We start from the raw sequence: 25,922 nt of genomic DNA, 5'->3' as shown, positions 1-25,922 counted from the left end.
ATTACCTGCTTATTCTTCGCTGGTGTGCACTTTACGGTGCAGGATCGCCTGGAATTCATCGGCGAAGGTGTAGTAACGGCCAATCAGGGTTTCGCTGGTGGCGGCGAAACGGTTGTAGGCAATTACTGCGGGGATTGCAGCGAACAAGCCGATGGCAGTGGCGATCAGCGCTTCGGCGATACCCGGGGCCACGGTGGCCAGGGTCGCTTGCTGGGCCGTTGCCAGGCCACGGAAGGAGTTCATGATGCCCCATACGGTGCCGAACAGGCCGATATACGGGCTGACCGAACCGACGGTGGCCAGGAACGGCAGGCTCTGCTCGAGCTTTTCTTCCTCACGGGAGATCGCTACGCGCATCGCACGGGCCACGCCTTCCATGACCGCTTCCGGGTCGACGCCGGACTGCTGGCGCAGGCGGGAAAATTCCTTGAAGCCGGCGCGAAAGATCTGCTCGACGCCCGAGTCCGGGTCCGGGTTGCTGCCCGCCTGGCGATACAGCTTGGACAGGTCGATACCCGACCAGAAGCGCTCTTCGAAGCTCTCCAGGGCGCGTCGACCGGCGCGCAGCAGGTTGCTGCGCTGGAAAATCATGACCCATGAGGTAACCGATGCGGCTACCAGGGTCAGCATGACCAGTTGAACCACGACACTGGCATTGCTGACCAGGCTCCACATGGAGGAATGGTCGACGACGGTAGGTTCCACGCTAAATCTCCTGCTTTGATTGTTGACCCGCGCCGCTCACGTTGGCAAAGGCCGCACGTAGAGTTTCGGGAATGGCCCTGGGTTTCAAACTGTTGGTGCGCACACACGCCACCAGGAACTGCCCCTCACAGAGCAGCGTTGCATCCGTTGCCCGCCTGACCTGCTGTTTAAAGCGCAGGCTGGCACGGTTCAATTCGATTACTTGCGCGCTGACCAGCAATTCATCGTCCAGTCGCGCCGGCGCGTAGTAACGGGCCTCGCTGGAATGCACGACAAATAACAGGTCCTCCCCTGCCAGCTGGGATTGGGCAAAGCCCAGCTCCCGTAGCCGCTCGGTTCGAGCCCGCTCCATGAACTTTAGATAATTGACGTAATACACGATGCCGCCCGCATCGGTGTCCTCGTAATAAACGCGACAGCGATGTGCGAACGACTGATCCCCGTTTTGCGCGCGCATACTCTAGTGCTTACTCCTCAGGTTGCCAATCCGGCCAGGCAACTGTTTTTCATTCTCTGCAGCATTTCTAACGAAAGAATGACGACGCCAGCCACTAGGACAGCACAAACGCCGAATAAATCGACCCGCCATGCCTTTTTTAATCGTCCACTGCATCGAGGAATTCGTCTACCACAGGCATCTCCCCCAATCGTGACGGAATGTTTAACCCAAAGTGCAGATACGCGTGGCGCGTGACCACCCGCCCCCTTGGCGTACGCATGATGTAACCCTGTTGAATCAGGTACGGCTCCAGCACATCCTCAATGGTATGGCGCTCCTCACTGATGGCGGCGGCCAGGCTATCCACGCCCACCGGCCCACCATCGAACTTCTCGATCATGGTCAACAGCAGGCGCCGGTCCTGATGGTCGAAGCCATGTTCATCGACGTCCAGCAGGTTCAACGCCAGGTCGGCCACGGCCTTGGTGATATGGCCCTTGGCCCGCACCTCGGCAAAATCGCGCACCCGGCGCAGCAAACGGTTGGCAATCCGCGGTGTGCCACGTGCCCTGCGGGCAATCTCGAAGGCGCCTTCCGGGTCGAGCGGTAAGCCGAGAATCCCCGCCGAACGGCTGACAATCGTCGCAAGGTCAGCAGTGCTATAGAACTCTAGACGTTGAACAATGCCGAAACGGTCTCGCAACGGGTTGGTCAACATGCCGGCACGGGTGGTGGCGCCGACCAGGGTGAACGGCGGCAGGTCGAGCTTGATCGAGCGCGCGGCCGGCCCTTCGCCAATCATGATATCCAGCTGGAAATCTTCCATGGCCGGGTATAGCACTTCTTCGACGATGGGCGACAACCGGTGGATTTCGTCGATGAACAGCACGTCATGGGGTTCAAGGTTGGTCAGCAACGCAGCCAGGTCGCCCGGGCGCTCCAGCACCGGGCCGGAGGTGCTCTTGATCGACACGCCCATTTCCTGGGCGATGATGTTGGCCAGGGTAGTCTTGCCCAGCCCCGGCGGGCCGAAGATCAGCGTGTGGTCCAGGGACTCGGCACGCCCACGTGCCGCCTGGATGAACAGCTCCATCTGCTCGCGCACGGTGGGCTGGCCAATGTAATCGGCAAGGCTCAGGGGGCGGATGGCCCGGTCCTGGACCTCTTCACGGTCGCGAGGGCCGGTGGCTGCAATCAGACGATCAGCTTCAATCACTTAAATCATTCCCTTCAGGGCTCGGCGGATCATGTCTTCAGCGCTCAGGTTCTTGTCCTTGATGGCCGACACTGCCTTGCTGGCCTCCTGTGGCTTGTAGCCAAGGGAGATCAGCGCATTGACGGCGTCACTTTCGGCGCTGGCGACTTGGGCCGCCGGCATATCCGGCTGGTTTGGCACCAGCGCAAACATGCTTGGCACCACTTCCCAGGCTTTGAAGCGATCCTTGAGCTCCACCAGCAGGCGCTCAGCGGTTTTTTTGCCGACACCCGGCACCTTGGTCAGCGCCGAGGTGTCCTGGGCCGAAACAGCACGTACCAACTCGTCCACTTCCAGGCTCGACATCAAGGCCAGGGCCAGTTTCGGGCCAACGCCATTGAGGCGGATCAGCTCGCGGAAGAAGTCGCGGTCGCGCTTGCCGATGAAACCATAGAGTAGTTGCGCGTCTTCGCGCACCACCAGATGGGTGTGCAACGTTATCGGTTCACCGACCGACGGTAGGCGGTACAGGGTGGTCATGGGCACTTCCAGCTCATACCCCAGCCCGTTTACATCCAGAATCAGGTGCGGCGGCTGTTTCTCAGCCAGGGTGCCGCGCAAGCGTCCAATCACGGTTCAGATCCTTAAAGCTTGAGGTCAGATCGAGGCCCGACCATAACGATTGCGCTGATGCTATCAGAGACGCAGGCGCCCGCCACGACTGCGTGCCGTGCCAAGGCCGTGAGGCAGCAGGCTGGAGCGGGTGTGGGCATGGCAAATGGCGATGGCCAGGGCGTCAGAAGCGTCGATCTGTGGCTTGGAGGTGAGTTTGAGCATATGCATGACCATCATCTGCACCTGCTCTTTATTCGCCGCGCCGGTGCCAACCACCGCCTGCTTGACCTGGGTCGCGGTGTATTCGGCGATTTCCATCCCCTCCTCCGCTCCGGCGACGATGGCGGCGCCGCGGGCCTGGCCCAGCTTGAGGGCCGAGTCGGCATTTTTGGCCATGAATACCTTTTCGATGCCCATGGTCACCGGCCCGTAGGTCTGGATCACTTCACGCACGCCGCGATAGACGATCTGCAAACGCTCGGCCAGCTCCCCGGCGCCGGTACGGATACATCCCGACGCCACGTAGATACAGCCACGCGGGGTCTGCTGCACCACGCCAAAGCCGGTGATGCGCGAACCGGGGTCGATACCTAGGATTAAAGTCATAACGCCTGCAGGTTGGGTAAACACATTTTTTGATACAGCGAAGATCCAATGTGGGAGCGGGCTTGCTCGCGAAAGCGGTGTTTCAGTCAACGCATGTACTGACTGACAAACCGCTTTCGCGAGCAAGCCCGCTCCCACATTATGGTCTACACCAGCCTTCAGACTAGCTGTGCGGCCACGTCTTCTGGAATGTCGGCGTTGGAGTAGACGTTCTGCACATCATCCAGGTCTTCAAGCATGTCCAGCATCTTGAGCACCTTCTGCGCGCCGTCCAGGTCCAGTTCGGCGCTGGTGGTCGGCAGCATGACAATTTCCGCGTCGGTGCCTTTGAAACCCGCCGCTTCCAGGGCGTTACGCACCGCGTAGAAGCCGGCAAACGAGGTGAATACGTCGATGGAGCCGTCTTCGTTGGTCACCACATCGTCGGCATCCGCCTCCATCGCAGCTTCCATCAGCGCGTCTTCATCGGTGCCCGGCGCGAAGGTAATCTGGCCCTTGCGCTCGAACAGATAGGCTACCGAACCATCCGTACCCAGGTTGCCGCCACACTTGCTGAACGCATGGCGTACGGCCGCCGCGGTACGATTGCGGTTGTCGGTCATGCACTCAACCATCACCGCAACGCCGCCCGGGCCGTAGCCTTCATAGGTCAGTTCGACCATATCGTCGGTATCGGCCGCACCGGCCCCGCGGGCCACGGCGCGGTCGATGATGTCGCGGCTCATGTTGGCGCCCAGGGCCTTGTCCAGCGCCAGGCGCAGGCGTGGGTTGGAGCCAGGATCACCGCCGCCCTGGCGGGCAGCGACAGTCAGTTCACGAATCCACTTGGTGAAGATCTTGCCTTTCTTGGCATCCTGACGCTCTTTGCGGTGCTTGATGTTCGCCCACTTGGAATGGCCAGCCATAACACAACTCCGAAATTCTCTAGAAACCTTTCAATCCCGCCCCAGGCGAGATTTCCCTCTTTTAAACGCAAAGGCGCATCCGAAGATGCGCCTTTTTGACTGCGTACAACCTTATCGCGCTTTCACGCCGCAGCCTTACTCAGCCTTCGGCGCCTCGCGCAGACGGATGTGCAGCTCGCGCAGTGCCTTGGCATCCACCACACCTGGAGCCTGGGTCATGACGTCCGCAGCACTCTGGGTTTTCGGGAAGGCAATCACTTCACGGATCGACTGGGCACCGGTCATCAGCATCACCAGGCGGTCAAGGCCGAAGGCCAGGCCGCCGTGGGGTGGAGCGCCGTACTTCAGCGCGTCGAGCAGGAAGCCGAACTTCTCTTCCTGTTCCGCTTCGTTGATGCCCAACAGGCGGAACACCGACTGCTGCATCTCTTTGCGGTGGATACGGATCGAACCGCCACCCAGCTCAGTGCCGTTGAGCACCATGTCGTAGGCACGGGACAGGGCGCCAGCCGGGTTGGCTTCCAGCTCCTGCGGCGTGCACTTGGGTGCGGTGAACGGGTGATGCAGGGCGCTGAAGCTGCCGTCGTCGTTCTCTTCGAACATCGGGAAGTCGACGACCCACATCGGTGCCCACTTGCAGGTCAGCAGGTCGAGGTCGTGGCCCAGCTTGATCCGCAGCGCGCCCAGGGCTTCGCTGACGATCTTGGCCTTGTCGGCGCCGAAGAACACGATATCGCCATCGACTGCGCCAACGCGATCGAGGATCACATTGAGCTTGTCTTCCGGGATGTTCTTGACGATTGGCGACTGCAGGCCTTCAACACCCTTGGCGCGCTCGTTGACCTTGATGTAAGCCAGGCCCTTGGCGCCGTAGATGCCGACGAACTTGGTGTAGTCGTCGATCTGTTTGCGCGGCATGCTCGCCCCGCCTGGCACACGCAGTGCGGCAATGCGGCATTTCGAGTCGTTGGCCGGGCCGCTGAATACCTTGAAGTCGACTTCCTTGAGCTGGTCGGCAACGTCGACCAGCTCCAGCGGGTTGCGCAGGTCTGGCTTGTCGGAACCGTAGCGGCGCATGGCTTCTTCGAAGGTCATGTGCGGGAACTCGCCGAATTCCAGGTCCAGCACTTCCTTGAACAGGTTGCGGATCATTTCTTCGGTCAGGCCCATGATCTCTTTTTCATCGAGGAAGCTGGTCTCGATGTCGATCTGGGTGAATTCCGGCTGGCGGTCGGCGCGCAGGTCTTCGTCGCGAAAGCACTTGGCGATCTGGTAGTAGCGGTCGAAGCCAGCGACCATCAGCAGTTGCTTGAACAGCTGCGGCGACTGCGGCAAGGCGAAGAAGCTACCGGCGTGGGTACGACTTGGCACCAGGTAGTCACGTGCGCCTTCTGGCGTAGCACGGGTCAGGATCGGCGTCTCGACGTCGAGGAAGCCGTTCTCGTCGAGGAAGCGACGGATGCTGGTGGTCATGCGCGAGCGCAGGCGCAGCTTCTCGGCCATTTCCGGACGACGCAGGTCGAGGAAGCGATAACGCAGGCGGGTTTCTTCGCCAACGTCGGAGAACTCGTTGAGTGGGAACGGCGGGGTTTCCGACTCGTTAAGCACTTCCAGCTCGTAGCCCAGGACTTCGATCATGCCCGACGCCATGTTGGCGTTGGTGGCACCGGCCGGACGCAGGCGTACCTTGCCGGTGATTTTCACGACGTATTCGCTGCGCACGCGGTCAGCGGCGGCGAAGCTCTCGGCGCGATCCGGGTCGAATACCACCTGGGCCAGACCGTCACGATCACGGATATCGAGGAAAATCACCCCGCCATGGTCGCGGCGACGGTGAACCCATCCGCAAAGGGTGATTTCCTGACCTTCCAGGGTCTCGTTCAGTTGGCCGCAATAGTGGCTGCGCATCATGGTAGTGGTTTCACTTCTCGTAATTCGAAATTCGGTGGAGTTCCTGCTCGGACACCGCACCTATTAAGTCAGGCCACGGATAATGCAGGAGCTCGCGCGTAGAGTTCAACTCAGTCTGCTTTGTCGCCGCCCGCCAGATTCTTCTTGGCGCCGGTCTTGAAGTCCGTCTCGTACCAGCCGCTACCGCTCAGGCGAAAGCCCGGCATCGACAACATTTTTTTCAGCTCGGGCGCCTGGCAAGCAGGGCAATCGACCAACGGCGCGTCGCTGATCTTTTGAATGGCTTCCAACTGATGACCACAGGAAGCGCATTGGTAATCGTACATGGGCATGGAATATCTCGGCGATCACGTCACTGCTGCGCCACGCTCCGTACCAGCCGGTATGCGCAGCAAAGGGCGAGATTATATCCGTTAAATCGAGGCTGTGCAGCCGTGGCAACGTGCAGCCCACTTAGACCAACACCTCTGCCCCCCTGATACGGGACAACCGGCCTACATCACGCCAGCCTGATCTGCGGCGCATACCTGCCCTTTCAACGCATGAACCACACAGACCACCCTGACCAGGCCGCTGAAATTCTTGACCCCGCCATAACGCAAGTGCACCTCGCGATCCACATAGGACAGCAGCGCACTGACCGAACAGGTATTGATCCTGGCTATTTCACCAAGAATGTTCCAATAGACTTCTTCAAGCCGCAGGCATGTCGAAAAACCATTCAACCGGACAGAACGTGATAATGGCCGGGCCAACGCCATATCGAACCCTTTGACGAAGGGATCGATCTTTGTCTTGTAGACCCCGGAAGTTTCCAGCACACCTTTACTCATACTACGCGACATACACTTGACACTCCCTTGCCAAACGGCTCTTGAATACACGGCTGTTATTGGCCGTTGAGCCTATAAAACATCAAGCAGGCAAGTGCAGCCAGAAGACGGAGAGTCGCGGCTCGTAGGACAAGCCAACGCATATATCAGGAAGCAATCAGGTGCAGCCAGCGGCGCCTGCCGGGCACCACTGGCCTGCAGGGCTTACTTGCCTTCGAGCAGCGAGCGCAGCATCCAGGCGGTTTTTTCGTGGATCTGCATGCGCTGGGTCAGCAGGTCCGCGGTCGGCTCGTCGCTGACTTTATCCAGCAACGGGAAGATCCCGCGTGCAGTGCGGGTAACCGCTTCCTGCCCATCGACAAGTTGCTTGATCATGTTTTCAGCGCTGGGTACGCCTTCTTCTTCCTTAATCGAAGACAGACGGGCATAGATAGAGTAAGCACCCGGCGCTGGAAAGCCCAGGGCACGAATACGTTCGGCAATGGAGTCAACTGCCAGCGCCAGTTCGTTATATTGCTCTTCAAACATCAAGTGCAATGTGCGAAATTGCGGCCCGGTAACGTTCCAATGGAAGTTATGGGTTTTCAAATACAGTACATAGGTATCTGAAAGCAGCCGTGAAAGTCCGTCAACAATGGATTTACGATCTTCTTCACTGATACCGATATCGATTGCCATGTCTATTCCCTTCAATTGATGAATATTCATTGATCAGGTGCTTACCCACTCTAGCAAGAGTGCTCGCCTTGCGCAGCCCTGCCGCCGCACTCGGCCTGCGGCAAATCGCCCCTTTGCAACGCGCTCGACCACGAACGGCAAGGCCTGGCACGGTGAAAAACACCCGCACCTGTCTAGGACAAGGGTTTGCCGCATAAATGCCATGATCTTCGCAACGCCTTGAAACGCTTGATTTGAGAAGGCACAGGCTTTGCTGTTAAATAGGCAGCGTGTCGCCACCGCTATTTCCTGCGGCAAGCGGCATAGGCTGAATAATCGCGCACGTGTCCAACGCCTCCCATTGTTCAGAAGCGAACCGTGCCAGTCAGCTCTTCCTTCGTGATCCGTCTTAACGTGAGTTAATCAAAATGTTGAAAATCGTCCACCTGCTAACGGGCGCTGCAGCTTTGCTGCTGTCCTTTATCCCGAGCCTGCAACCAGAAAGCCTGCCGTACCTGCAACAACACGACGCGCTGTACCTGGCTCTGTTCGGCCTTCTCAACCTGACGCTGGCGCCAGTGATCCCCTACTGGAACAAAGGCACACGCCATCAACTGCAAAACCTGGTCAGCGCACTGCTGGTGCTGACTGTCGTCGTACAAACCCTCACCCTCCTGGCCCCCATGCCTGAAGTCGGTGGCCATCCAGCCATCCTGCTCAGCCTGGCCATTGCCGTAGTCGCTATCGTTCTTCACCTGGCCATCAGCTTCTACCGTTCGTCTGCCCCGGCCTCCTCGCAAAACTACGATATGACCAACCGGGATACCGGGACCGTCAAGTGGTTCAACACCTCCAAAGGCTTCGGTTTTATTTCCCGGGATTCGGGCGACGATATCTTCGTCCACTTCCGAGCCATTCGCGGCGAAGGCCATCGTGTCCTGGTGGAAGGCCAGCGCGTGGAGTTCTCCGTGATGAACCGTGACAAAGGCCTGCAAGCTGAAGACGTGATCGCCGCCCTGCCGCGTCGCTGATCCCAGAACAGGCCCGAAAAAAAACCGCGATGCAGTTGATACTGCATCGCGGTTTTTTTATCGCCGGGAGTTTACCCGCCCCCTTAATAATGAGGCGGCGGCGCTTCTTCCTCGGAGGATTCGAACTGCCCGCCCATTTCTTCCTGACGCTTGAGTAAGGCCGTCATCTGCAATTGCAGGCGTTCTACCGCTCGTTGCTGGGCAACCAGGATGTCATTCAAGGTCTCGATGGTGTCGTCCTGGAAAGCCAGGCGGCTCTCAAGGTCCATCACGCGGTCTTGCAGGTCCATGGCTCAGTCCTGGGCAAAAGTGAATTCGGGCGGCAACAACTCGCGCAGGCGGGTACGAATCAGCGCGACCTGAGCGTCGGTATAAGGCACCGCCGGGTGCCTGCCCCAGACGGGGGCAGGCCAAGCCGCATCGTCGCGTTTGCGCACAATCACGTGCACATGCAGCTGGTTGACCACGTTACCCAGGGCGCCAATGTTCATTTTATCCGCGCCAAACCCGTCATTGAGCAGCTGCGCCAACGTCGTGGTTTCTTGCCACAGGCGGGACTGGTCGCCCGCGTCGAGCTGGAACACTTCGCTGATACCGGCAATGCGCGGCACCAGGATAAGCCAGAGGTAGTTAGAGTCATTGGACAGCAGCAGCCGGCACAGGGGGAATTCCCCGATGGGCAAGGTGTCGTTTTGCAGACGTGGATCCAAGGCGAACACCGCAGGCACTCCGTTCGGCTAGTCAGTTTCAGGCGCCCAGCATACCTGCGAATGGCGGCTGCTTCACGGGGCAATCCGCGCGCGCGCCATGGGCAATCTCACGACCGGGCACCGACGCACCAAAATGAGTCTTTTATGCCCCGCATCGGGCAGGGCCTATCCGCCGATTACTCACCGTGTAGGGTGAACCGGTAACATTTCTGACAGAAACACATTTTTATCCGTTCGAAATCCCGCACAGCCGAGGCCCTGAATTCCAAAAAAAACCACGCAAAAGCCCCGTGCCCAGGCGGTTTTCACAGACCCAGCACATTTTTCACGAAAAAATGACATCTGCCCGACGGTTTGAGCACGCTTGTTGCATTCACTCCCCTATCGTCGACAACGGCACCTGCCAGGAAGGCAGTGCTTCACGATAAAAACAACAGTGAGTCAATACAAAAACAGGAAGTTTTAAACTTTGAACAGGGTACTTTGCACCTCTGTCCAGGGTATTAAAAACAGTATTGAAGTTGTCAGTCTGGTTACAAGCAGACTGTAGATTTGCGACATGGATCTAGCAATTTACGACAGCCTCGTAAAGAAGCTGAAAGGACAGATGTGCAAGTATCGCCAATTATTGCCAGCGTGCTATAAGTTTGCGCTGTCACAAAAAAGAAAGAGCCGCCCAGACAAAAATATAGGTGGGACGGCAGTACTCTTCCTAAAACCAAAGGAGCAAATCACGATGCGCGTGATGAAGTGGAGCATGATCGCCCTCGCTGTTTCAGCAGGCACCTCACAGTTCGCAATGGCGTCCGCCCAAGACGATGCCAAGGGCTTTGTCGAAGACAGTACCTTCAGCATCAATACCCGCACCCTGTACTTCAGCCGAGATAACCGCAACAACAAGTCGGGCACAAGCTACACCCGGGAAACCGGCCTGGGCTTCAACGGTTTGTACCAGTCGGGCTTCACCCAGGGCACCATCGGTGTGGGTGTTGACGTTATCGGCCTGCTCGGCGTGAAACTGGACAGCGGCAGAGGCCGTAATGGCACTGGCTTGTTCCCGGAAGGTTCGGATGGCCGCTCAGAGGATGAATACTCCAAGGGCGGCGGCGCCATCAAGTTCCGCCTCTCCAATACCGTGCTGAAAGTCGGCGACCAGTACACCACCGCACCGGTATTCGCATCCGACGACAGTCGCTTGCTGCCAGAGCTGCCACAAGGTATCTCGATCGTCAGTAACGAGATCAAGGACCTCAAGCTGGAAGCCGGTCACTTCACTTCCAGCGTGGCCCAGGCGCAGACCTTCAAGGACAGTATTCTCGACTTCCCTGAAACCTCCCGAGGCATCAAGCAAGCCAATTTCGTAGGCGGCACCTACGGTTGGACGCCTGAGTTCACCACCAGCCTCTACTACTCGAAAGTCGAAGACTACTGGCGCAAATACTACGCCAACGTCAACTGGACCCACGCCCTGAGCGATGACCAGTCGGTGGCCGTAGACTTCAACATCTACGACACCAAGAGCGACGGTGCCGGCCTGCAACGCGCCTACAAAGACGACGTTACCAAACTCGACAACCGCGCGTTCAGCTTGCAGGGTGCCTACACCATCGGTGCACACACCTTCACCCTGGCGGCCCAGAAGGTTACTGGTGACGGCGACTACGGCTACGGCATCGACGGCGGCGGCACAGTGTTCCTGGCCAACTCCATTGCACGTTCCGACTTCAACGCCGAAGGCGAGAAATCCTTCAAGGCCCGTTACGACCTCGACATGGCCACCTTCGGTGTACCTGGCCTGAGCTTCCTGGCTGCGTACGTCACCGGTAGCGGCGCCAACACCGCCCTGACCTCGAACGGCAAAGAATGGGAACGCGATCTTGAAGCCAAGTACGTGATCCAGAGCGGCCCGGCCAAAGACCTGAGCCTGCGTATTCGCCAAGCGACTTATCGTTCGTCTGATGGCGTTTACTACGGTTCTTCGTCCATCGATGAACTGCGTCTGATTGCGCAATACCCGTTGAACATCTTGTAATCAAAGATGCCCGAGGGCTTCGGCCCTTAATGAAAAAGCCGCTCACTTTTAACCAGTGAGCGGCTTTTTTATTGCACTTTTATTTCTGCGACCTTGATAACTAGCAAGCTAACTATCAAGTTTATTATCGAGACAAAACCTGACTCTTCAGCCAAGTTAAATCCCTGCACCCGTTCTTATTTGGCAGGCGCTTCTTGCATCACGCGAATAACGCGCTGCGGGAACGGGATATCAATTCCGGCCGCTTTCAAACGGTCCCGCGCCAGTTCATTGAACATGAACATCACGTCCCAATAATCCGCAGTCTTGGTCCATACACGCAGGGAAACGGTGATCGAACTGTCGCCCAGGGTCGAAACCACTGCGACAGGCTCGGGATCCGCCAGAACCCGTGGATCCTTGGCCAATTCCAGCAGCACTTGACGGGCTTTCTGCAAATCGGCTTCGTAGTCGACACCCACGTCAAACACCACCTTGCGGGTTGGCTGGCGATTGGTGTTGGTGATGATGCCGTTGGACAAGATGCCGTTAGGCACAATGACCGTCTTGTTATCGCCGGTACGGATCACCGTGTGGAAGATCTGGATGCTATCGACGGTACCCGCCGTGCCCTGGGCTTCGATCCAGTCACCGATACGGAACGGGCGGAACAGCAGAATCAGCACGCCACCGGCAAAGTTGGCCAGGCTACCTTGCAACGCCAGGCCAATGGCCAGGGTCGCGGCACCGATCGCGGCGACAAACGAGGTGGTTTCGACTCCGATCATCGAGGCTACGCTGACGATCAGCATCACCTTGAGCACGATGTTCGCAAGGCTGGTCACAAAGCCCTGCAACGCCAGGTCCGCATTGCGCAGGGCCAGCAGGCGCCCTACCTTGTGGGTCAGCTTGTTGATCAGCCACCAGCCAATGGCCAGGGTCAATACCGCCAGCAATACGCGGCTGCCGTATTCCATGATCATCGGGACCCAGGCTTGGGAAGCCTTGATCAATTGGTCCACTTCAGCGTTCAAATCCATCTAGATTCTCCTGTCTAGCACTGCAAATAAAGGTCGCCACAGCAATTGAGCCCCGAAGGGCTCAATCGTTTCTGCAGGTTCTGGGGCGTGGGACGTCGAAAAGCCCCGCGGGTTCCCCAAAACCGGATCAGTCGCGGAAGTTATTGAACTGCAGCGGCATATCGAAGGTCTTGGCGCGCAGGGCGGCAATCGCCTCCTGCAAGTCGTCGCGCTTCTTGCCAGTGATACGCACCTGCTCGCCCTGGATTGCGGCCTGGACCTTGAGCTTGGCATCCTTGACGTGAGCGACGATCTTCTTCGCCAGCTCCTTGTCGATACCTTCCTTGAGCACGGCCTCCTGCTTCATCAACTTGCCCGACGCATAGGCATCCTTGACTTCAAGGCATTGCACGTCGATTTTGCGCTTGACCAGGGCCAGCTTGAGGATCTCGATCATCGCTTCGAGCTGGAAATCGGCTTCAGCGGTCAGGTTGACCGTCAGTTCCTTTTCCTTGAACTCGAAGCTGCCCTTGCCTTTCAAGTCATAACGACGGTCCAGCTCCTTGACGGCGTTCTCGACGGCGTTGGTGACTTCGTGCTTGTCCAGTTCAGATACCACGTCGAACGACGGCATGTAGTTTCTCCAATAAAAAAGGGGCGCGGCTCAGTAGAGATGGAGCACGCCTGGCTTGCGGGTAAAATGCCGGGGCATTATAACGACTCTTTACCCTGAGCTGCTTGGCTCACCCAGCGGCTTACGGAGCAAAATTGATGTCCACCACCTGGCATGTCCTCGGCGCAGGCAGTCTCGGCACATTATGGGCCACACGCCTGGCCCGCGCAGGCCTGCCCGTTACGCTGATCCTGCGAGACCAGGCGCGCCTGGCCCGCTACCGGGCAGCGCCGGGGCTGACCCTGGTCGAGCAAGGGCATGCCCAGACTTATCCGGTGACGGCACAAACATCCGACAGCCCCGAGCCGATTGATCGCCTACTGGTCGCGTGTAAAGCCTACGACGCACCTGGTGCCGTCGCTCAGTTGGCCCAACGCCTGACACCCAACGCCGAGGTGATCCTGCTGCAGAACGGCCTGGGCAGCCAGGACGCGGTTGCCGCGCAACTGCCCCAGGCGCGTTGCATCTTCGCCTCCAGCACCGAGGGTGCGTTTCGCCAGAACGATGGCAGCGTAGTGTTCGCCGGCCATGGCTTTACCTGGCTGGGTGACGCCACCCATCCCACGGCGCCGATGTGGCTGGACGATTTGCACGCTGCCGGCATTCCCCACCAGTGGAGCACCGATATCCTCACGCGCCTGTGGCGAAAACTGGCACTCAACTGTGCGATCAATCCTCTGACTGTGCTCTATCAATGCCGCAATGGCGGACTACAGGCGCATCAATGCGAAGTATCGACCTTGTGCGCCGAACTCGCCGAGCTGCTGGAGTGCTGCGGCCAGCCGGCGGCAGCCCAGGATTTGCAAACCGAAGTGGAGCGGGTGATCCAGGCGACGGCGGCGAACTTCTCGTCGATGTACCAGGATGTGGCCAACGGGCGGCGCACCGAGATCAGCTATCTGCTCGGCCATGCCTGCCAGGCGGCCTTGCGCCATCGCCTGAGCTTGCCACACCTGCAACAACTGCAGGTGCGCCTGGCCGGTTACCTGGACGCACGCGGATTGCCCCGCGACTGAGGCACGCGCTACCCTGCCGACTTGATCCTTGCCTGCGAACAACCTGATGCCACTGCGCCAGCGTCTCGAAAATCTCCCCGTTGGGCAGAAACTGCTGGCGGCCCTGCTGGTACTGCTGACCACCGTGCTGCTGGTGGCCAACCTGACCTTTATCAGCGCCGCCTACTGGATCTCCCAGGAAAGCATGGCCCCGCAAGCCTTGCAGGCTATTGGCCGGCTGGTCTCCAACCCGGCCCTCGCCGCGCAAGCCCTGGATTCTCCCGCCAAGGCCGACGCCCTGCTCAACGAGCTGACCAGCTATTCGCCACTGCGGGCGGCGGCCCTGTATGACGGTGAAGGCAGTCGCCTGGCGCAGCTGCAACACGGCGACCGCCTGCAACTGCCGGCACACTACCGCGACATTGAAGCCTGGCGGGTCACCGAATTTCGCAGCAATCAAATCATCACCCTGCCCCGCCCCGGCTTGCCCTCGGGGCATTTGCTGCTGGTGGCCAGTAGCGAACTGCCGGTCGCCTTCTACACCGGCACCCTGACCGCCAGCCTCGGCATCCTGATTTTCAGCATCCTGCTGTGGCTGGTGATCGCCCGACAGATCAAGCGCCTGATTACCCGGCCCATCCATGAGCTGGAAGAATTGTCGCGCCAGGTCACCCGCGAGGAGAACTACGCCCTGCGGGCCGGGCGCGGAAACCATGACGAAATCGGCAGCCTGGCCGAAGCGTTCAATACCATGCTGTCACGCATCGAAGCCCGCGAGCAGCAGCTCAAGCGTGCGCGCGACGACTCCCAGGCCGCCTATGACCAGGCCCAGGGCCTGGCCGAGGAAACACGGCATACCAACCGCAAGCTGGAGCTGGAAGTCCAGGTTCGCAGCAAAATCGAGAAAAAACTCACCGGTTTCCAGAATTATCTGAACAGCATCATCGACTCCATGCCATCTGCCTTGATCGCCCTGGACGAGCAGCTCTATGTCACCCAATGGAACCAGGAAGCCAGTGCCCTGTCCGGCACACGCCTGGGCGAAGCCCTGAACCAGCCGATCTTCCTTGCCTTCGAGCCGCTCAAGCCCTACCTGCCGCAGCTCAAGGCCGCGGTGGAACAGCACACGGTGGAGCGCATCGAGCGTGTCACCTGGATCAAGGACGACGAGCCCAAGCACTATGCCCTGACCTTTTACCCGCTGATGGGCGGCGCCGGGCGCGGGGTGGTGATCCGCATCGATGACATCACCCAGCGTCTGTCCCTGGAAGAGATGATGGTGCAGTCGGAAAAAATGCTGTCGGTCGGCGGGCTGGCAGCGGGCATGGCCCACGAGATCAACAACCCCCTGGGGGCGATCCTGCATAACGTGCAAAACATCCGGCGGCGGCTGTCGGCGGACCTCCCGAAAAACCAGGAGCACGCCGAACAGGTGGGCGTGGAACTGGAGACGGTCAACCGCTACCTGCAAAGCCGCGAAGTACCGCAACTGCTCGACGGCATCCAGCAAGCCGGGGCCCGTGCGGCAAAAATCGTCACCCATATGCTCAGTTTCAGCCGCCGCAGCAACCGCCAGATGGCACCTTGCGACCTGCCGGCGTTGATCGACCAAGCGGTAGAAATTGCCGGTAACGATTTCGACCTGGCCATCGGCTTCGACTTCAAGGGCCAGGCAATCATCCGCCAGTTCGATCCTTTGCTGGGCCCGGTGCCTGGCACCGCCAACGAGCTGGAGCAGGTGCTGCTCAACCTGCTGAAAAACGCCGCCCAGGCCATCCACCTGCGCGAAGACGACAGCGAGCCGGGGCGCATCATCCTGCGCACCCGGCTCAACCCACCATGGGCCGAGATCCAGGTGGAGGACAATGGCATCGGCATGAGTGAGAACGTGCGCAAGCGCACCTTCGAGCCCTTCTTCACCACCAAGGAAATCGGCCAAGGCACGGGGCTGGGCCTGTCGGTCTCGTACTTCATCATCACCAACAATCACAAGGGCCAGATGGAGGTTCACTCCACCCTGGGCCAGGGCACCTGTTTCACCTTGCGCCTGCCGTTGGCCGGCAGCCAGCTTGCCCCCCACGAACTGACTCAACTGGAGCACTGACCATGGGCTTTCGCCTGTCGAAAATTTACACCCGTACCGGCGACAAAGGCGAAACCGGCCTGGGTGACGGCCGCCGCGTGCCCAAGGATCACCCCCGGGTGGAGGCGATCGGAGAGGTGGACAGCCTCAACAGCCAATTGGGCCTGCTGCTGGCCGGGCTTGAGGAGCAAAGCTGCCAGCATCCGGCGTTGAAGGATGTGATCGAGGTACTGACACCCTGCCAGCATCGACTGTTTGACCTGGGTGGCGAATTGGCAATGCCGGTCTATAAGGCGCTCAATGCGGGCGAGGTGGACCGGCTGGAAGCGGCGATTGATCGCTGGAATGAAGAAGTGGGGCCGTTGGAAAACTTCATCCTGCCCGGTGGTTCGGCGCTGATTGCCCAGGCCCATGTGTGCCGTAGCCTGGCCCGCAGCGCCGAGCGGCGCTGCCAGCAATTGAATGCACTGGAGCCGTTGGAGGGGGTAGGTTTGGCGTACATCAACCGGCTATCGGATTTGCTGTTTGTGGCAGCAAGGGTGATTGCCAGGCGGCAAGGGGTTGCAGAGATTTTGTGGCAGGCGGCGGCTAAGCCGCACTGAGGTTATTGCTGGATTTTGTGTTGCTTGAGCGGGCCTCATCGCGGGCAAGCCCGCTCCCACATTTTGATTTGTGAATACACTCCAATGTGGGGGATTTTGTGGCAAGCGGCTAGGCCGCACCGAGGTTAATGCTGGATTTTGTATTGCTTGAGCGGGCCTCATCGCGGGCAAGCCCGCTCCCACATTTTGATTTGTGAATACATTTCAATGTGGGAGCTGGCTTGCCTGCGATGGGGCCAGCACTGACGACTCACACCTCAGGCCAGAACGCCCGAATCCCCGCAACACCCTGCGCCCCGCTCTCCCAGGCCTTCTCCCGCTCGTCAGGCCCAACCCCACCCAACAGGAACACGGGCTTGCTGAAGCCTTTGATCAACTGCGCCGCCTGCTCCCAACCCAGAGGTTGCGCATCAGGGTGAGTCTGGGTCGGCTGCACCGGTGACAGAGTGACGAAGTCCACGTCCATCAATTCGGCCAATGCCAGTTCTTCGGCATTGTGGCAAGACGCCGCCAACCAGCGGTCCTTGGGCAACGGCCGGCCTTTGCTGGCGTATTTGCGCAGTTGCGCCGAAGTCATGTGCCATCCCGCCGCAGGGAAGTCGCCGAGCCATTCGAATGGCCCCTTGAGCATCAACTGCGCCTTGCCGGCACACAACCCCACTGCATCCACCGCCAGGTCGCGGTACTTGGGGTCGTAGCCATTGGGCGCGCGCAACTGAATCAGCTTGGTGCCACCGGCAATGGCTTTCTGGATACCGCGCAACAGCACCGGGGTTTCCAGTTCGCCTGGGGTGATCAGGTAGTCGGCGGGCAGGCGGGCAGCAGCGACGATTGGTGCGTTGGCCGCTGGAAACTCGTAGCTCTGCAAGTCCCGTGGCGCCACCCATTCAAGAGGCTGCCCTTCTGCGCCATGGGGCTCGCCGGTAAACGCCGAAACCTCCCAGACATCCAGCAGCACCTGCTTGTCCGGGTAATCATGCTGAACCTGGATCAACGGTCGTGCGGTAGTGACCTGGATACCCAGTTCCTCCTGCAGTTCTCGGCCCAGTGCGGCAAAAACCGATTCATCGGCCTCCACCTTGCCTCCTGGAAACTCCCATAGGCCGCCCTGGTGCTGGGTGTCTGCACGACGCGCGAGCAAAATCCGGCCATCGGTACCGCGAATGACTGCGGCTGCTACATGAACTCGTTTCACGGTATTACGTCCTCTAAGCCGGCGCCTGCCGGGGCATTGCCAATGCCCCGAACAGGTATCAGGTGCGGTATTCGGCGTTGATCTTCACGTACTCGTGGGACAGGTCGGTGGTCCAGATCGTTTCGCTGCACTCACCGCGCCCCAGTTCGATACGGATGGTGATTTCTTCCTGTTGCATCACCGCCGAGCCCTGGGCTTCGGTGTAGGTTTGGGCACGGGCGCCACGGCTGGCGATGCACACATCGCCGAGGAACACGTCGATCTTGCTCACATCCAGGTTCGGCACGCCGGCACGGCCAACCGCGGCGAGGATCCGGCCCCAGTTCGGGTCGGACGCAAACAGCGCGGTCTTGATCAGCGGCGAGTGGGCCACGGTGTAGCCGACGTCCAGGCATTCCTGGTGGTTGCCGCCGCCGTTGACTTCAACGGTGACGAACTTGGTCGCGCCTTCGCCGTCACGCACGATGGCCTGGGCCACGTCCATGCACACTTCAAATACTGCCTGCTTCAACGCCGCGAACAGCGGACCGTTGGACGAGGTGATTTGCGGCAGGTTGGCTTTGCCGGTGGCAATCAACATGCAGCAGTCGTTGGTCGAGGTATCGCCGTCGATGGTGATGCGGTTGAACGACTTGTTGGCGCCATCGAGCAGCAGGTTCTGCAGCACGTCCCGGGAGACGTTGGCGTCGGTGGCGATGTAGCCGAGCATGGTCGCCATGTTCGGGCGAATCATGCCCGCGCCTTTGCTGATGCCGGTCACGGTGACGGTCACGCCCTCATGCACGAACTGGCGGCTGGCGCCCTTGGGCAAGGTGTCGGTGGTCATGATCCCGGTGGCCGCTGCCGCCCAGTTATCCACGGACAGGTCGTCCAGCGCGGCTTGCAATGCGCCTTCGATTTTTTCCACGGGCAACGGCTCGCCGATCACCCCGGTGGAGTACGGCAGTACCTGGCTGGCGTCCACGCCGGTCAACTCCGCCAGCTTGGCGCAGGTGCGCGCAGCCGCAGCCAGGCCAGGCTCGCCGGTGCCGGCGTTGGCATTGCCGGTGTTGGTCAACAGGTAGCGCACCGGGCCTTCGACACGTTGCTTGGCGAGGATCACGGGCGCCGCGCAAAACGCGTTCAGGGTGAACACGCCGGCGATGGTCGAACCTTCGGCACAGCGCATCACTACCACGTCTTTGCGCCCGGGGCGCTTGATACCGGCCGAAGCGATACCGAGTTCAAAACCGGCAACCGGGTGCAACGTGGGCAAAGGACCAAGACCAACAGCCATGAATGCGCTCCTTAACGATGTGATGTCTGCACCGTCGTCGTCGACGGTGATTAAATGGCAAAACGCCGCGACGGCTGATGCCGGTCGCGGCGCGGGGTATTGCAGCTTCAGGCAAAAATCTTAATTGATTTCGCCGTGGCAGTGTTTGAACTTCTTGCCCGAACCGCACCAGCACGGCTCGTTGCGGCCCAGCTTCTGCTCATTGCGTACCGGCGCCTGGGCCAGGGCCACATCGACCTCTTCGCCCAACACTTGCGGCGACTCAAGGCCTGGTGCTTCGTCATGCTGGAACTGCATGCGCGCGGCAAGGGCTTCGGCTTCCTGACGCAGACGGGCTTCTTCCTCGATCGGGTCTTCGCGACGCACCTGAACATGGGACAGCACACGAATCGAATCGCGCTTGATCGAATCCAGCAACTCGGAGAACAGCGTGAACGACTCGCGCTTGTACTCCTGCTTCGGGTTCTTCTGCGCGTAGCCACGCAGGTGGATGCCGTGACGCAGGTGGTCCATGGTCGACAAGTGGTCTTTCCACAGGTCGTCCAGCACGCGCAGAACGATTTGCTTCTCGAAGGTGCGCAGTGCTTCGGCGCTGGCTTGCTCTTCTTTCTCGTTGTACGCGGCCAGCAGTTCGGCCATCAGTTTTTCGCGCAGGGTTTCTTCGTACAGGTGGTCGTCTTCGTCGAGCCATTGCTGGACCGGCAGATCGACACCGAAGTCGCTCTTCAACGCCGCTTCCAGGCCGGCAACATCCCACTGTTCAGGCAGGGACTGTGGCGGGATATGGGCGCTGACAGTGGCGTTGAGCACGTCCTGACGGAAGTCGGCGATGGTTTCGCCAATGTTGTCGGCGGCCAGCAACGTGTTACGCATGTGATAAATCACTTTACGCTGTTCGTTGTTGACGTCATCGAACTCCAGCAATTGCTTACGAATGTCGAAGTTGCGGCCTTCGACCTTGCGCTGGGCCTTTTCGATGGCGTTGGTCACCATGCGGTGCTCGATCGCTTCACCGGACTGCATGCCCAGGGCCTTCATGAAGTTCTTCACCCGATCCGAGGCGAAGATACGCATCAGGCTGTCTTCCAGGGACAGATAGAAGCGGCTGGAACCGGCGTCGCCCTGGCGACCGGCACGGCCACGCAGCTGGTTGTCGATACGGCGCGATTCATGGCGCTCGGACGCGATCACCTGCAAACCACCGGATTCCAGCACCGCCTGGTGGCGTTTCTGCCAGTCGGCCTTGATCTGGGCGATCTGCTCAGGGGTCGGGTTGTCCAGGGAAGCCACTTCCACTTCCCAGTTGCCGCCCAACAGAATGTCGGTACCACGACCGGCCATGTTGGTGGCGATGGTCAGTGCGCCCGGGCGACCGGCCTGGGCAATGATCTCGGCTTCTTTTTCGTGGAACTTGGCGTTGAGGACCTTGTGCTCGATGCCTTCCTTGTTGAGCAGGCTCGACATGTGCTCGGAAGTTTCGATAGTGGCAGTACCCACCAGGACCGGACGGCCGTGGGTCATGCACTCCTTGATATCGGCGACGATGGCCGCGTATTTCTCGTCAGCGGTCAGGAACACCAGGTCGTTGTAGTCTTTACGCGCCAGCGGTTTGTTCGGCGGGATGACCATCACCGACAGACCGTAGATCTGGTGGAATTCGAACGCTTCGGTATCAGCGGTACCGGTCATGCCGGACAGCTTGTTGTACAGGCGGAAGTAGTTCTGGAAGGTGGTCGAGGCCAATGTCTGGCTCTCGGCCTGGATATTGAGCACTTCCTTGGCTTCGATGGCCTGGTGCAGGCCTTCGGACAAACGACGACCGGGCATGGTACGGCCGGTGTGTTCGTCGACCAGTACCACCTGGCCGTCCTGGACGATGTATTCAACGTTGCGGTGGAACAGCTTGTGGGCGCGCAGGCCGGCATACACGTGGGTCAGCAGGCCCAGGTTGTGTGCCGAGTACAGGCTTTCGCCTTCCGCCAGCAGGCCGATCTGGGTCAGCATCTCTTCGACGAACTGGTGACCGGCTTCGTTGAGCTCGACCTGGCGGGTCTTCTCGTCGATGGAGTAATGACCTTCTTTGGTCACCACGCCTTCCACTTCCTCGATATGTTGCTCAAGGCGCGGGATCAGCTTGTTGATCTCGGTGTACAGGCGCGAGCTGTCCTCGGCCTGGCCGGAGATGATCAGCGGGGTACGGGCTTCGTCGATGAGGATGGAGTCGACTTCGTCGATCACGGCAAAGTTGAGTTCGCGCTGGAATTTTTCTTCCATGCTGAACGCCATGTTGTCGCGCAGGTAGTCGAAACCGAATTCGTTGTTGGTGCCGTAGGTGATGTCGGCGGCGTAGGCGGCGCGCTTCTCTTCCGGCGGCTGGAACGGCGTTACCACGCCGACGGTCAGGCCGAGGAATTCATACAGCGGGCGCATCCAGTTGGCGTCCCGGCGGGCCAGGTAGTCGTTCACCGTCACAACGTGCACGCCCTTGCCGGACAGTGCGTTGAGGTAAACACCCAGGGTTGCTACCAGGGTCTTGCCTTCACCGGTACGCATTTCGGCGATCATGCCTTCATGCAGGGTCATGCCGCCGATCAACTGGACGTCGAAGTGGCGCATGCCCATCACCCGCTTACCGGCTTCGCGGGCGACCGCAAAGGCTTCGGGCAGCAGTTTGTCGAGGGTTTCACCTTTGGCTATGCGGGCCTTGAACTCTTCGGTCTTGGCGCGCAATTGCTCGTCCGACAAAGCAACCATCTGCTCTTCGAAGGCATTGACCAGCTGCACCGTCTTGAGCATGCGTTTGACTTCGCGCTCATTCTTGCTTCCAAAAAGTTTCTTTAACAAAGGCGCAAACATATCGGCAGGTTCTTCCACACATTAGGGATGAAGGGGCGCCCCGTAAGTCGCCCGAGCAGCCCTCACGGCCGCATGCGAACGAGCATTCTACCCGGAAACGAGGGTGAGGAAAGTGGCGTTGTTCCACGATGCAGACACAGCGTTACGGGAGGGCTTGTTTAAAATAAGGGCTTTTTGCTGAACTTCAACCCATTCGAGCGAGAAGTTACTTATTGATTTAATGGATAAACTGCTGACAAAGCAATGACCAAGGTGCCGCACACGCTTTCTGCTACCATGGCCGCTCTGTTACCTAAGGTGTCTAGATCATGGCATTTCGCCCTCTTACGGCCCGTGCTCCCGCCGTGTTGCTGCGCGAAGCCAAGCCGTTAAAAGCCATCTTTGGCCATGCGCAACGCCTGGGCCACCTGCAACGCCTCCTGGAAACCCAACTGCAACCTGCGGCCCGCGAGCACTGTCATGTGGCGTCATGGCGTGAAGGCACGCTCCTGCTGATCGTCACCGATGGGCATTGGGCGACCCGCCTGCGCTACCAGCAAAAACGCTTGCAGCGCCAGTTACAGGCGTTTGATGTGTTTGCCAGCCTGCTGCGCATTCAGTTCAAGGTCCAGCCACCGACCGTACAGCAAGGTGCGGTGGGGCATACCATGGATTTGTCGGTGAATGCCGCCGAAACCATCCAGGCGACGGCGGACGGGATTAGCGATCCAAAGCTGCGTGCGGCGCTGGAGCGGCTGGCCAGTCATGGCAAGCCCAAGGCCTGAACACTGCACAACCCCATGTAGGAGCGAGCTTGCTCGCGATTGCGGCGTGCCAGTCGGCACATGTATCGACTGAGACACCGCAATCGCGGGCAAGCCCGCTCCCACAATGGGTTGTATAGACCTTGATGGCTACTTACGCTTGCTACCGCCAAGCAAGGACCCCAACAGCCCGCGCACCAACTGGCGGCCCATCTGGTTGGCCGCCTGCTGCATCGCAGACTTGAGGGCCTTGCCCGCGGTGGTTCCCAGGAACGCGCCGGCCTTGTCGGTGAAGCTCGGTTCTTCAGCGGCAGGCGCAGCACTTGCCGCAGGTCCCAGTTCCTTGCGTGCCATCAGCACTTCATAGGCCGACTCACGATCAACCGGCTTGTCGTAGCGCCCCAAAAGCGACGAACTGGCGATCAAGGCCGTACGCTCGGCGGCGGTCAATGGCCCGATCCGTGATTGCGGCGGTGCCACTAGCACCCGTTGGACTACCTCAGGCGTGCCTTTTTCCTGCAGCGTGCCCACCAGCGCCTCACCCGTGCCCAGTTCGGTCAACACCGCCAGCGCATCAAACGCCGGGTTCGGCCGAAAACCATCGGCCACCGCCCGCAGGGATTTTTGTTCCTTGGTGGTGAATGCGCGCAGGCCATGCTGGATCCGCAAGCCCAACTGGGCCAGCACGTTGTCCGGCAAGTCGCCCGGCGATTGGGTGACAAAATATACCCCCACGCCTTTGGAGCGAATCAGCCGCACCACTTGTTCCAGGCGGTCCTGCAAGGCCTTGGGCGTATCGGCAAACAGCAAATGCGCCTCGTCGAAAAACAGCGCCAGCAGCGGCTTGTCGGCATCCCCGCGCTCCGGCAACTGCTCGAACAGCTCCGCCAGCAGCCACAGCAAAAAGGTCGCATAGACCTTGGGCGACTCGTGCACCAGGCGGCTGGCATCCAACAGATGAATGCGCCCTCGCCCATCGCTGGCCGGTTGCAGAATATCTTCCAGTTGCAGCGCCGGCTCGCCGAACAGGGCTTCGGCGCCCTGCTGCTCCAGCACGGCCAGGCGCCGCAGCAAAGCCTGGCTGGAGCCAGTGGTCATCAGGGCAGCATCATCGCCCAGCAGCTCGGGGTGGAACTTGAGGTGGTTGAGCAGGGCCTTGAGGTCTTTGAGATCCAGCAGCAGCAAGCCCTCGCGGTCTGCCACTTTGAACGCTGCATAGAGGGTCGACTGCTGGCTGTCGGTCAACTCCAGCAGGCTGCCCAGCAACAGTGGGCCCATTTCGCTCAAGGTTGTACGAAGTGGATGACCGGACTGACCGTGGATATCCCACAGAGTTACCGGATATGCCTTAGGTGCGTAATTCAGGAAAGGCATGCCGGCAATCCGCTCGGCCACCTTGCCCTGGGGGTTGCCCGCGGCGCCGAGGCCACACAGGTCACCCTTGATATCGGCGGCGAACACCGCGACGCCAGCATCACTGAACGCCTCCGCCAGCCGCTGCAACGTCACGGTCTTGCCGGTGCCGGTGGCGCCGGCAATCAGGCCATGGCGATTAGCCAGGCGCATGGCCTGGGCAATGGGCTGGCCTTCAAGGTCTGCGCCAATAAGAAGTTGCGAGGAGTCAGGCATTTTGTCACCCATGGTTAATCTTTAGCGCTGCACGGTCGATACAGACAAAGCGAGAGACCCAAAAAGTCTAAAAAAGTTAGACCGGATAATTCCTGCAGGAGCAGATGGAAATATCACACTTTATTTAACGCTGCCATTTGTGCGTTTCCATAAAAGACGCGCCTCGGACATTAAGACCTTAGCGGACACGACGAGCCATGAATAAAAATCTGCGCTTCAGCCACAAAATCCTGCTTGCAGCCGCCCTTATCGTCATTGCCGCATTTGCGTTGTTCACGTTGTACAACGACTACCTGCAACGAAACGCGATTCGCGACGACCTCGACAGCTACCTGCATGAAATGGGCGGCGTCACCGCCAGCAATACCCAGAGCTGGCTGGCCGGGCGTATTGTCCTGGTGGAAAACGCCGCCCAGAACATCGCCATCAATCCCGAGCCGAGTGTGGTCGCCAACCTGCTCGAGCAGAAAGCCCTGACGTCATCGTTCATGGCAACCTACCTGGGTGACAGCAAAGGCGGCTTCACCATCCGCCCCGACGCGAAGATGCCCGACGGCTTCGACCCGCGTGCACGTCCCTGGTACAAAGGCGCCCAGGCCAGCAATGGCTCGACCCTGACCGAACCCTATATCGACGCGGCCACCGGCCAGTTGATCATTTCCATCGCCACTCCCAGCAGCCAGGCCGGGCGAAGCGTCGGCGTGGTGGGCGGTGACCTGAGCCTGCAAACCCTGGTGGACAACATCGGCGCCCTGAGCTTCGGCGGCATGGGCTATGCGTTCCTGGTCAGTGCCGACGGCAAGATTCTGGTGCACCCGGATAAAAGCCTGGTGATGAAGACCCTGGGCGAGGCGTACCCGAACCAGACCATCAAGATCAGTGCTGACTTCAGCGAAATAGAGGTCGATGGCAAAACCCGCATCGTCACCTTTGCCCCGATCAAGGGCTTGCCGTCGGTGAACTGGTATATCGGTCTGTCAGTAGATAAAGACAAATCCTTCGCCATGCTCAGCGAATTCCGCACTTCGGCCATCATTGCCACCGTGATTGCCGTGGCGATCATCATTGCGTTGCTGGGCATGCTGATCCGCGTGCTGATGCAACCGCTGCATGTAATGACCCGGGCCATGGAAGACATCGCCGATGGCGAAGGCGACCTCACGCGCCGCCTGACGATCCAGAACCATGACGAATTCGGCATCCTCGGCAAAGCCTTCAACCGCTTTGTGGAAC

24 protein-coding genes and 1 pseudogene are annotated in these 25,922 nt (G+C 59.6%); 7 read left to right on the top strand and 18 right to left on the bottom strand.

Annotation, left to right across the window (positions count from 1 at the left end; genetic code table 11):
- Positions 1-9: 9 nt before the first annotated feature.
- The 10 genes from tolQ to HBO12_RS08150 all read right to left on the bottom strand — a co-directional run bounded on the left by tolQ (position 10) and on the right by HBO12_RS08150 (position 7,887).
- A complete protein-coding gene (tolQ, locus tag HBO12_RS08195) occupies positions 10-705 on the bottom strand; it encodes a protein TolQ (protein WP_029300305.1) in 696 nt (231 codons plus the stop codon).
- Between the two features lies 1 nt (position 706).
- Positions 707-1,162, bottom strand: a complete 456-nt coding sequence (gene ybgC / locus HBO12_RS08190; RefSeq protein WP_169954666.1) for a tol-pal system-associated acyl-CoA thioesterase — start codon at positions 1,160-1,162, stop codon at positions 707-709.
- 139 nt (positions 1,163-1,301) lie between these two features.
- The gene (gene ruvB, locus HBO12_RS08185) at positions 1,302-2,360 is read right to left on the bottom strand and encodes a Holliday junction branch migration DNA helicase RuvB (RefSeq protein ID WP_029300308.1); all 1,059 of its coding nucleotides are present in this window, start codon (positions 2,358-2,360) and stop codon (positions 1,302-1,304) included.
- Complete coding sequence (ruvA, locus tag HBO12_RS08180; RefSeq protein WP_003193868.1) at positions 2,361-2,972, bottom strand: Holliday junction branch migration protein RuvA; 612 nt, start codon at positions 2,970-2,972, stop codon at positions 2,361-2,363.
- A gap of 63 nt (positions 2,973-3,035) precedes the next feature.
- The gene (ruvC, locus tag HBO12_RS08175; RefSeq protein ID WP_005790910.1) at positions 3,036-3,560 is read right to left on the bottom strand and encodes a crossover junction endodeoxyribonuclease RuvC; all 525 of its coding nucleotides are present in this window, start codon (positions 3,558-3,560) and stop codon (positions 3,036-3,038) included.
- 158 nt (positions 3,561-3,718) lie between these two features.
- On the bottom strand, positions 3,719-4,465 hold the full coding sequence (locus tag HBO12_RS08170) for a YebC/PmpR family DNA-binding transcriptional regulator (protein ID WP_038442836.1): 747 nt from the start codon (positions 4,463-4,465) through the stop codon (positions 3,719-3,721).
- 135 nt (positions 4,466-4,600) lie between these two features.
- Positions 4,601-6,376 (bottom strand): aspartate--tRNA ligase, encoded by a 1,776-nt coding sequence (gene aspS, locus HBO12_RS08165; protein ID WP_170041898.1) that lies wholly within the window; start codon positions 6,374-6,376, stop codon positions 4,601-4,603.
- A 110-nt stretch (positions 6,377-6,486) separates the two neighbouring features.
- Positions 6,487-6,708, bottom strand: a complete 222-nt coding sequence (locus HBO12_RS08160; protein WP_057441377.1) for an FmdB family zinc ribbon protein — start codon at positions 6,706-6,708, stop codon at positions 6,487-6,489.
- 162 nt (positions 6,709-6,870) lie between these two features.
- On the bottom strand, positions 6,871-7,221 hold the full coding sequence (locus tag HBO12_RS08155) for a ribbon-helix-helix domain-containing protein (protein WP_169954664.1): 351 nt from the start codon (positions 7,219-7,221) through the stop codon (positions 6,871-6,873).
- A gap of 192 nt (positions 7,222-7,413) precedes the next feature.
- Positions 7,414-7,887 carry a Dps family protein gene (locus HBO12_RS08150; RefSeq protein ID WP_029300319.1) on the bottom strand — a complete coding sequence of 158 codons (474 nt, stop codon included), beginning with the start codon at positions 7,885-7,887 and terminating at the stop codon, positions 7,414-7,416.
- A 407-nt stretch (positions 7,888-8,294) separates the two neighbouring features.
- Here HBO12_RS08150 and HBO12_RS28565 point away from each other — a divergent pair, with 407 nt between their 5' ends.
- A complete protein-coding gene (locus HBO12_RS28565; RefSeq protein ID WP_169954663.1) occupies positions 8,295-8,897 on the top strand; it encodes a cold-shock protein in 603 nt (200 codons plus the stop codon).
- A gap of 83 nt (positions 8,898-8,980) precedes the next feature.
- Here the strand turns inward: HBO12_RS28565 and HBO12_RS08140 are convergent, their stop codons facing one another.
- Together HBO12_RS08140 and HBO12_RS08135 are read right to left on the bottom strand one after the other, a co-directional pair.
- Positions 8,981-9,187 carry a SlyX family protein gene (locus HBO12_RS08140; protein WP_057441383.1) on the bottom strand — a complete coding sequence of 69 codons (207 nt, stop codon included), beginning with the start codon at positions 9,185-9,187 and terminating at the stop codon, positions 8,981-8,983.
- Positions 9,188-9,190: 3 nt separating this feature from the next.
- Positions 9,191-9,616, bottom strand: coding sequence for an HIT domain-containing protein (locus HBO12_RS08135; RefSeq protein WP_170041897.1), 426 nt, complete (start codon positions 9,614-9,616; stop codon positions 9,191-9,193).
- A 727-nt stretch (positions 9,617-10,343) separates the two neighbouring features.
- Between HBO12_RS08135 and HBO12_RS08130 the strand changes: the two genes are divergently transcribed.
- Positions 10,344-11,639, top strand: coding sequence for an OprD family porin (locus HBO12_RS08130; RefSeq protein WP_169954661.1), 1,296 nt, complete (start codon positions 10,344-10,346; stop codon positions 11,637-11,639).
- 176 nt (positions 11,640-11,815) lie between these two features.
- On the opposite strand, the gene HBO12_RS08125 is transcribed toward HBO12_RS08130, so the two are convergent.
- Both HBO12_RS08125 and HBO12_RS08120 read right to left on the bottom strand, forming a co-directional pair.
- Positions 11,816-12,658: a mechanosensitive ion channel family protein gene (locus tag HBO12_RS08125; RefSeq protein ID WP_170041896.1), complete on the bottom strand. Its 843-nt coding sequence runs from the start codon at positions 12,656-12,658 to the stop codon at positions 11,816-11,818.
- Between the two features lie 127 nt (positions 12,659-12,785).
- Positions 12,786-13,271, bottom strand: a complete 486-nt coding sequence (locus HBO12_RS08120; protein ID WP_007933288.1) for a YajQ family cyclic di-GMP-binding protein — start codon at positions 13,269-13,271, stop codon at positions 12,786-12,788.
- Positions 13,272-13,408: 137 nt separating this feature from the next.
- On the opposite strand from HBO12_RS08120, the gene HBO12_RS08115 reads away from it, so the two are divergent.
- From HBO12_RS08115 to HBO12_RS08105, 3 genes are read left to right on the top strand one after another with little or no spacing between them, the layout of a single operon-like run.
- Positions 13,409-14,326 (top strand): putative 2-dehydropantoate 2-reductase, encoded by a 918-nt coding sequence (locus HBO12_RS08115; protein ID WP_170041895.1) that lies wholly within the window; start codon positions 13,409-13,411, stop codon positions 14,324-14,326.
- 46 nt (positions 14,327-14,372) lie between these two features.
- Positions 14,373-16,409, top strand: a complete 2,037-nt coding sequence (locus HBO12_RS08110; protein WP_169954703.1) for a sensor histidine kinase — start codon at positions 14,373-14,375, stop codon at positions 16,407-16,409.
- Positions 16,410-16,411: 2 nt separating this feature from the next.
- Positions 16,412-16,990, top strand: a complete 579-nt coding sequence (locus HBO12_RS08105; RefSeq protein WP_170041894.1) for a cob(I)yrinic acid a,c-diamide adenosyltransferase — start codon at positions 16,412-16,414, stop codon at positions 16,988-16,990.
- Positions 16,991-17,240: 250 nt separating this feature from the next.
- On the opposite strand, the gene HBO12_RS08100 is transcribed toward HBO12_RS08105, so the two are convergent.
- The 3 genes from HBO12_RS08100 to secA form a co-directional block, all read right to left on the bottom strand.
- On the bottom strand, positions 17,241-18,185 hold the full coding sequence (locus tag HBO12_RS08100; RefSeq protein WP_170041893.1) for a Nudix family hydrolase: 945 nt from the start codon (positions 18,183-18,185) through the stop codon (positions 17,241-17,243).
- Positions 18,186-18,243: 58 nt separating this feature from the next.
- Positions 18,244-19,461, bottom strand: coding sequence for a bifunctional glutamate N-acetyltransferase/amino-acid acetyltransferase ArgJ (argJ, locus tag HBO12_RS08095; RefSeq protein ID WP_170041892.1), 1,218 nt, complete (start codon positions 19,459-19,461; stop codon positions 18,244-18,246).
- A gap of 120 nt (positions 19,462-19,581) precedes the next feature.
- The gene (secA, locus tag HBO12_RS08090) at positions 19,582-22,317 is read right to left on the bottom strand and encodes a preprotein translocase subunit SecA (RefSeq protein ID WP_170041891.1); all 2,736 of its coding nucleotides are present in this window, start codon (positions 22,315-22,317) and stop codon (positions 19,582-19,584) included.
- Between the two features lie 308 nt (positions 22,318-22,625).
- Here secA and HBO12_RS08085 point away from each other — a divergent pair, with 308 nt between their 5' ends.
- The gene (locus HBO12_RS08085; protein WP_169954654.1) at positions 22,626-23,081 is read left to right on the top strand and encodes a DUF721 domain-containing protein; all 456 of its coding nucleotides are present in this window, start codon (positions 22,626-22,628) and stop codon (positions 23,079-23,081) included.
- A gap of 129 nt (positions 23,082-23,210) precedes the next feature.
- Here HBO12_RS08085 and HBO12_RS08080 read toward each other — a convergent pair whose 3' ends face one another.
- Entirely contained in the window at positions 23,211-24,689 is a 1,479-nt protein-coding gene (locus HBO12_RS08080; protein ID WP_170041960.1) for a helicase HerA-like domain-containing protein, read from the bottom strand.
- Between the two features lie 197 nt (positions 24,690-24,886).
- On the opposite strand from HBO12_RS08080, the pseudogene HBO12_RS28715 reads away from it, so the two are divergent.
- A pseudogene (locus tag HBO12_RS28715) lies at positions 24,887-25,918 on the top strand (cache domain-containing protein); the annotation flags it as partial.
- Positions 25,919-25,922 lie beyond the last annotated feature (4 nt).

This window comes from Pseudomonas sp. WS 5059 (assembly GCF_012985525.1).
GTDB lineage: Bacteria > Pseudomonadota > Gammaproteobacteria > Pseudomonadales > Pseudomonadaceae > Aquipseudomonas.
This window is presented reverse-complemented; position numbering and strand designations above follow the sequence as displayed.

Coding starts and splice junctions, on each gene's coding strand:
- argJ (WP_170041892.1), bottom strand. CDS start 19,461: ATGGCTGTTGGTCTTGGTCCTTTGCCCACGTTGCACCCGGTTGCCGGT.
- HBO12_RS28565 (WP_169954663.1), top strand. CDS start 8,295: ATGTTGAAAATCGTCCACCTGCTAACGGGCGCTGCAGCTTTGCTGCTG.
- HBO12_RS08170 (WP_038442836.1), bottom strand. CDS start 4,465: ATGGCTGGCCATTCCAAGTGGGCGAACATCAAGCACCGCAAAGAGCGT.
- HBO12_RS08140 (WP_057441383.1), bottom strand. CDS start 9,187: ATGGACCTGCAAGACCGCGTGATGGACCTTGAGAGCCGCCTGGCTTTC.
- ruvC (WP_005790910.1), bottom strand. CDS start 3,560: ATGACTTTAATCCTAGGTATCGACCCCGGTTCGCGCATCACCGGCTTT.
- HBO12_RS08120 (WP_007933288.1), bottom strand. CDS start 13,271: ATGCCGTCGTTCGACGTGGTATCTGAACTGGACAAGCACGAAGTCACC.
- HBO12_RS08125 (WP_170041896.1), bottom strand. CDS start 12,658: ATGGATTTGAACGCTGAAGTGGACCAATTGATCAAGGCTTCCCAAGCC.
- ybgC (WP_169954666.1), bottom strand. CDS start 1,162: ATGCGCGCGCAAAACGGGGATCAGTCGTTCGCACATCGCTGTCGCGTT.
- HBO12_RS08155 (WP_169954664.1), bottom strand. CDS start 7,221: ATGTCGCGTAGTATGAGTAAAGGTGTGCTGGAAACTTCCGGGGTCTAC.
- secA (WP_170041891.1), bottom strand. CDS start 22,317: ATGTTTGCGCCTTTGTTAAAGAAACTTTTTGGAAGCAAGAATGAGCGC.
- HBO12_RS08085 (WP_169954654.1), top strand. CDS start 22,626: ATGGCATTTCGCCCTCTTACGGCCCGTGCTCCCGCCGTGTTGCTGCGC.
- HBO12_RS08110 (WP_169954703.1), top strand. CDS start 14,373: ATGCCACTGCGCCAGCGTCTCGAAAATCTCCCCGTTGGGCAGAAACTG.
- aspS (WP_170041898.1), bottom strand. CDS start 6,376: ATGATGCGCAGCCACTATTGCGGCCAACTGAACGAGACCCTGGAAGGT.
- HBO12_RS08080 (WP_170041960.1), bottom strand. CDS start 24,689: ATGCCTGACTCCTCGCAACTTCTTATTGGCGCAGACCTTGAAGGCCAG.
- HBO12_RS08115 (WP_170041895.1), top strand. CDS start 13,409: ATGTCCACCACCTGGCATGTCCTCGGCGCAGGCAGTCTCGGCACATTA.
- HBO12_RS08130 (WP_169954661.1), top strand. CDS start 10,344: ATGCGCGTGATGAAGTGGAGCATGATCGCCCTCGCTGTTTCAGCAGGC.
- HBO12_RS08160 (WP_057441377.1), bottom strand. CDS start 6,708: ATGCCCATGTACGATTACCAATGCGCTTCCTGTGGTCATCAGTTGGAA.
- HBO12_RS08150 (WP_029300319.1), bottom strand. CDS start 7,887: ATGGCAATCGATATCGGTATCAGTGAAGAAGATCGTAAATCCATTGTT.
- HBO12_RS08105 (WP_170041894.1), top strand. CDS start 16,412: ATGGGCTTTCGCCTGTCGAAAATTTACACCCGTACCGGCGACAAAGGC.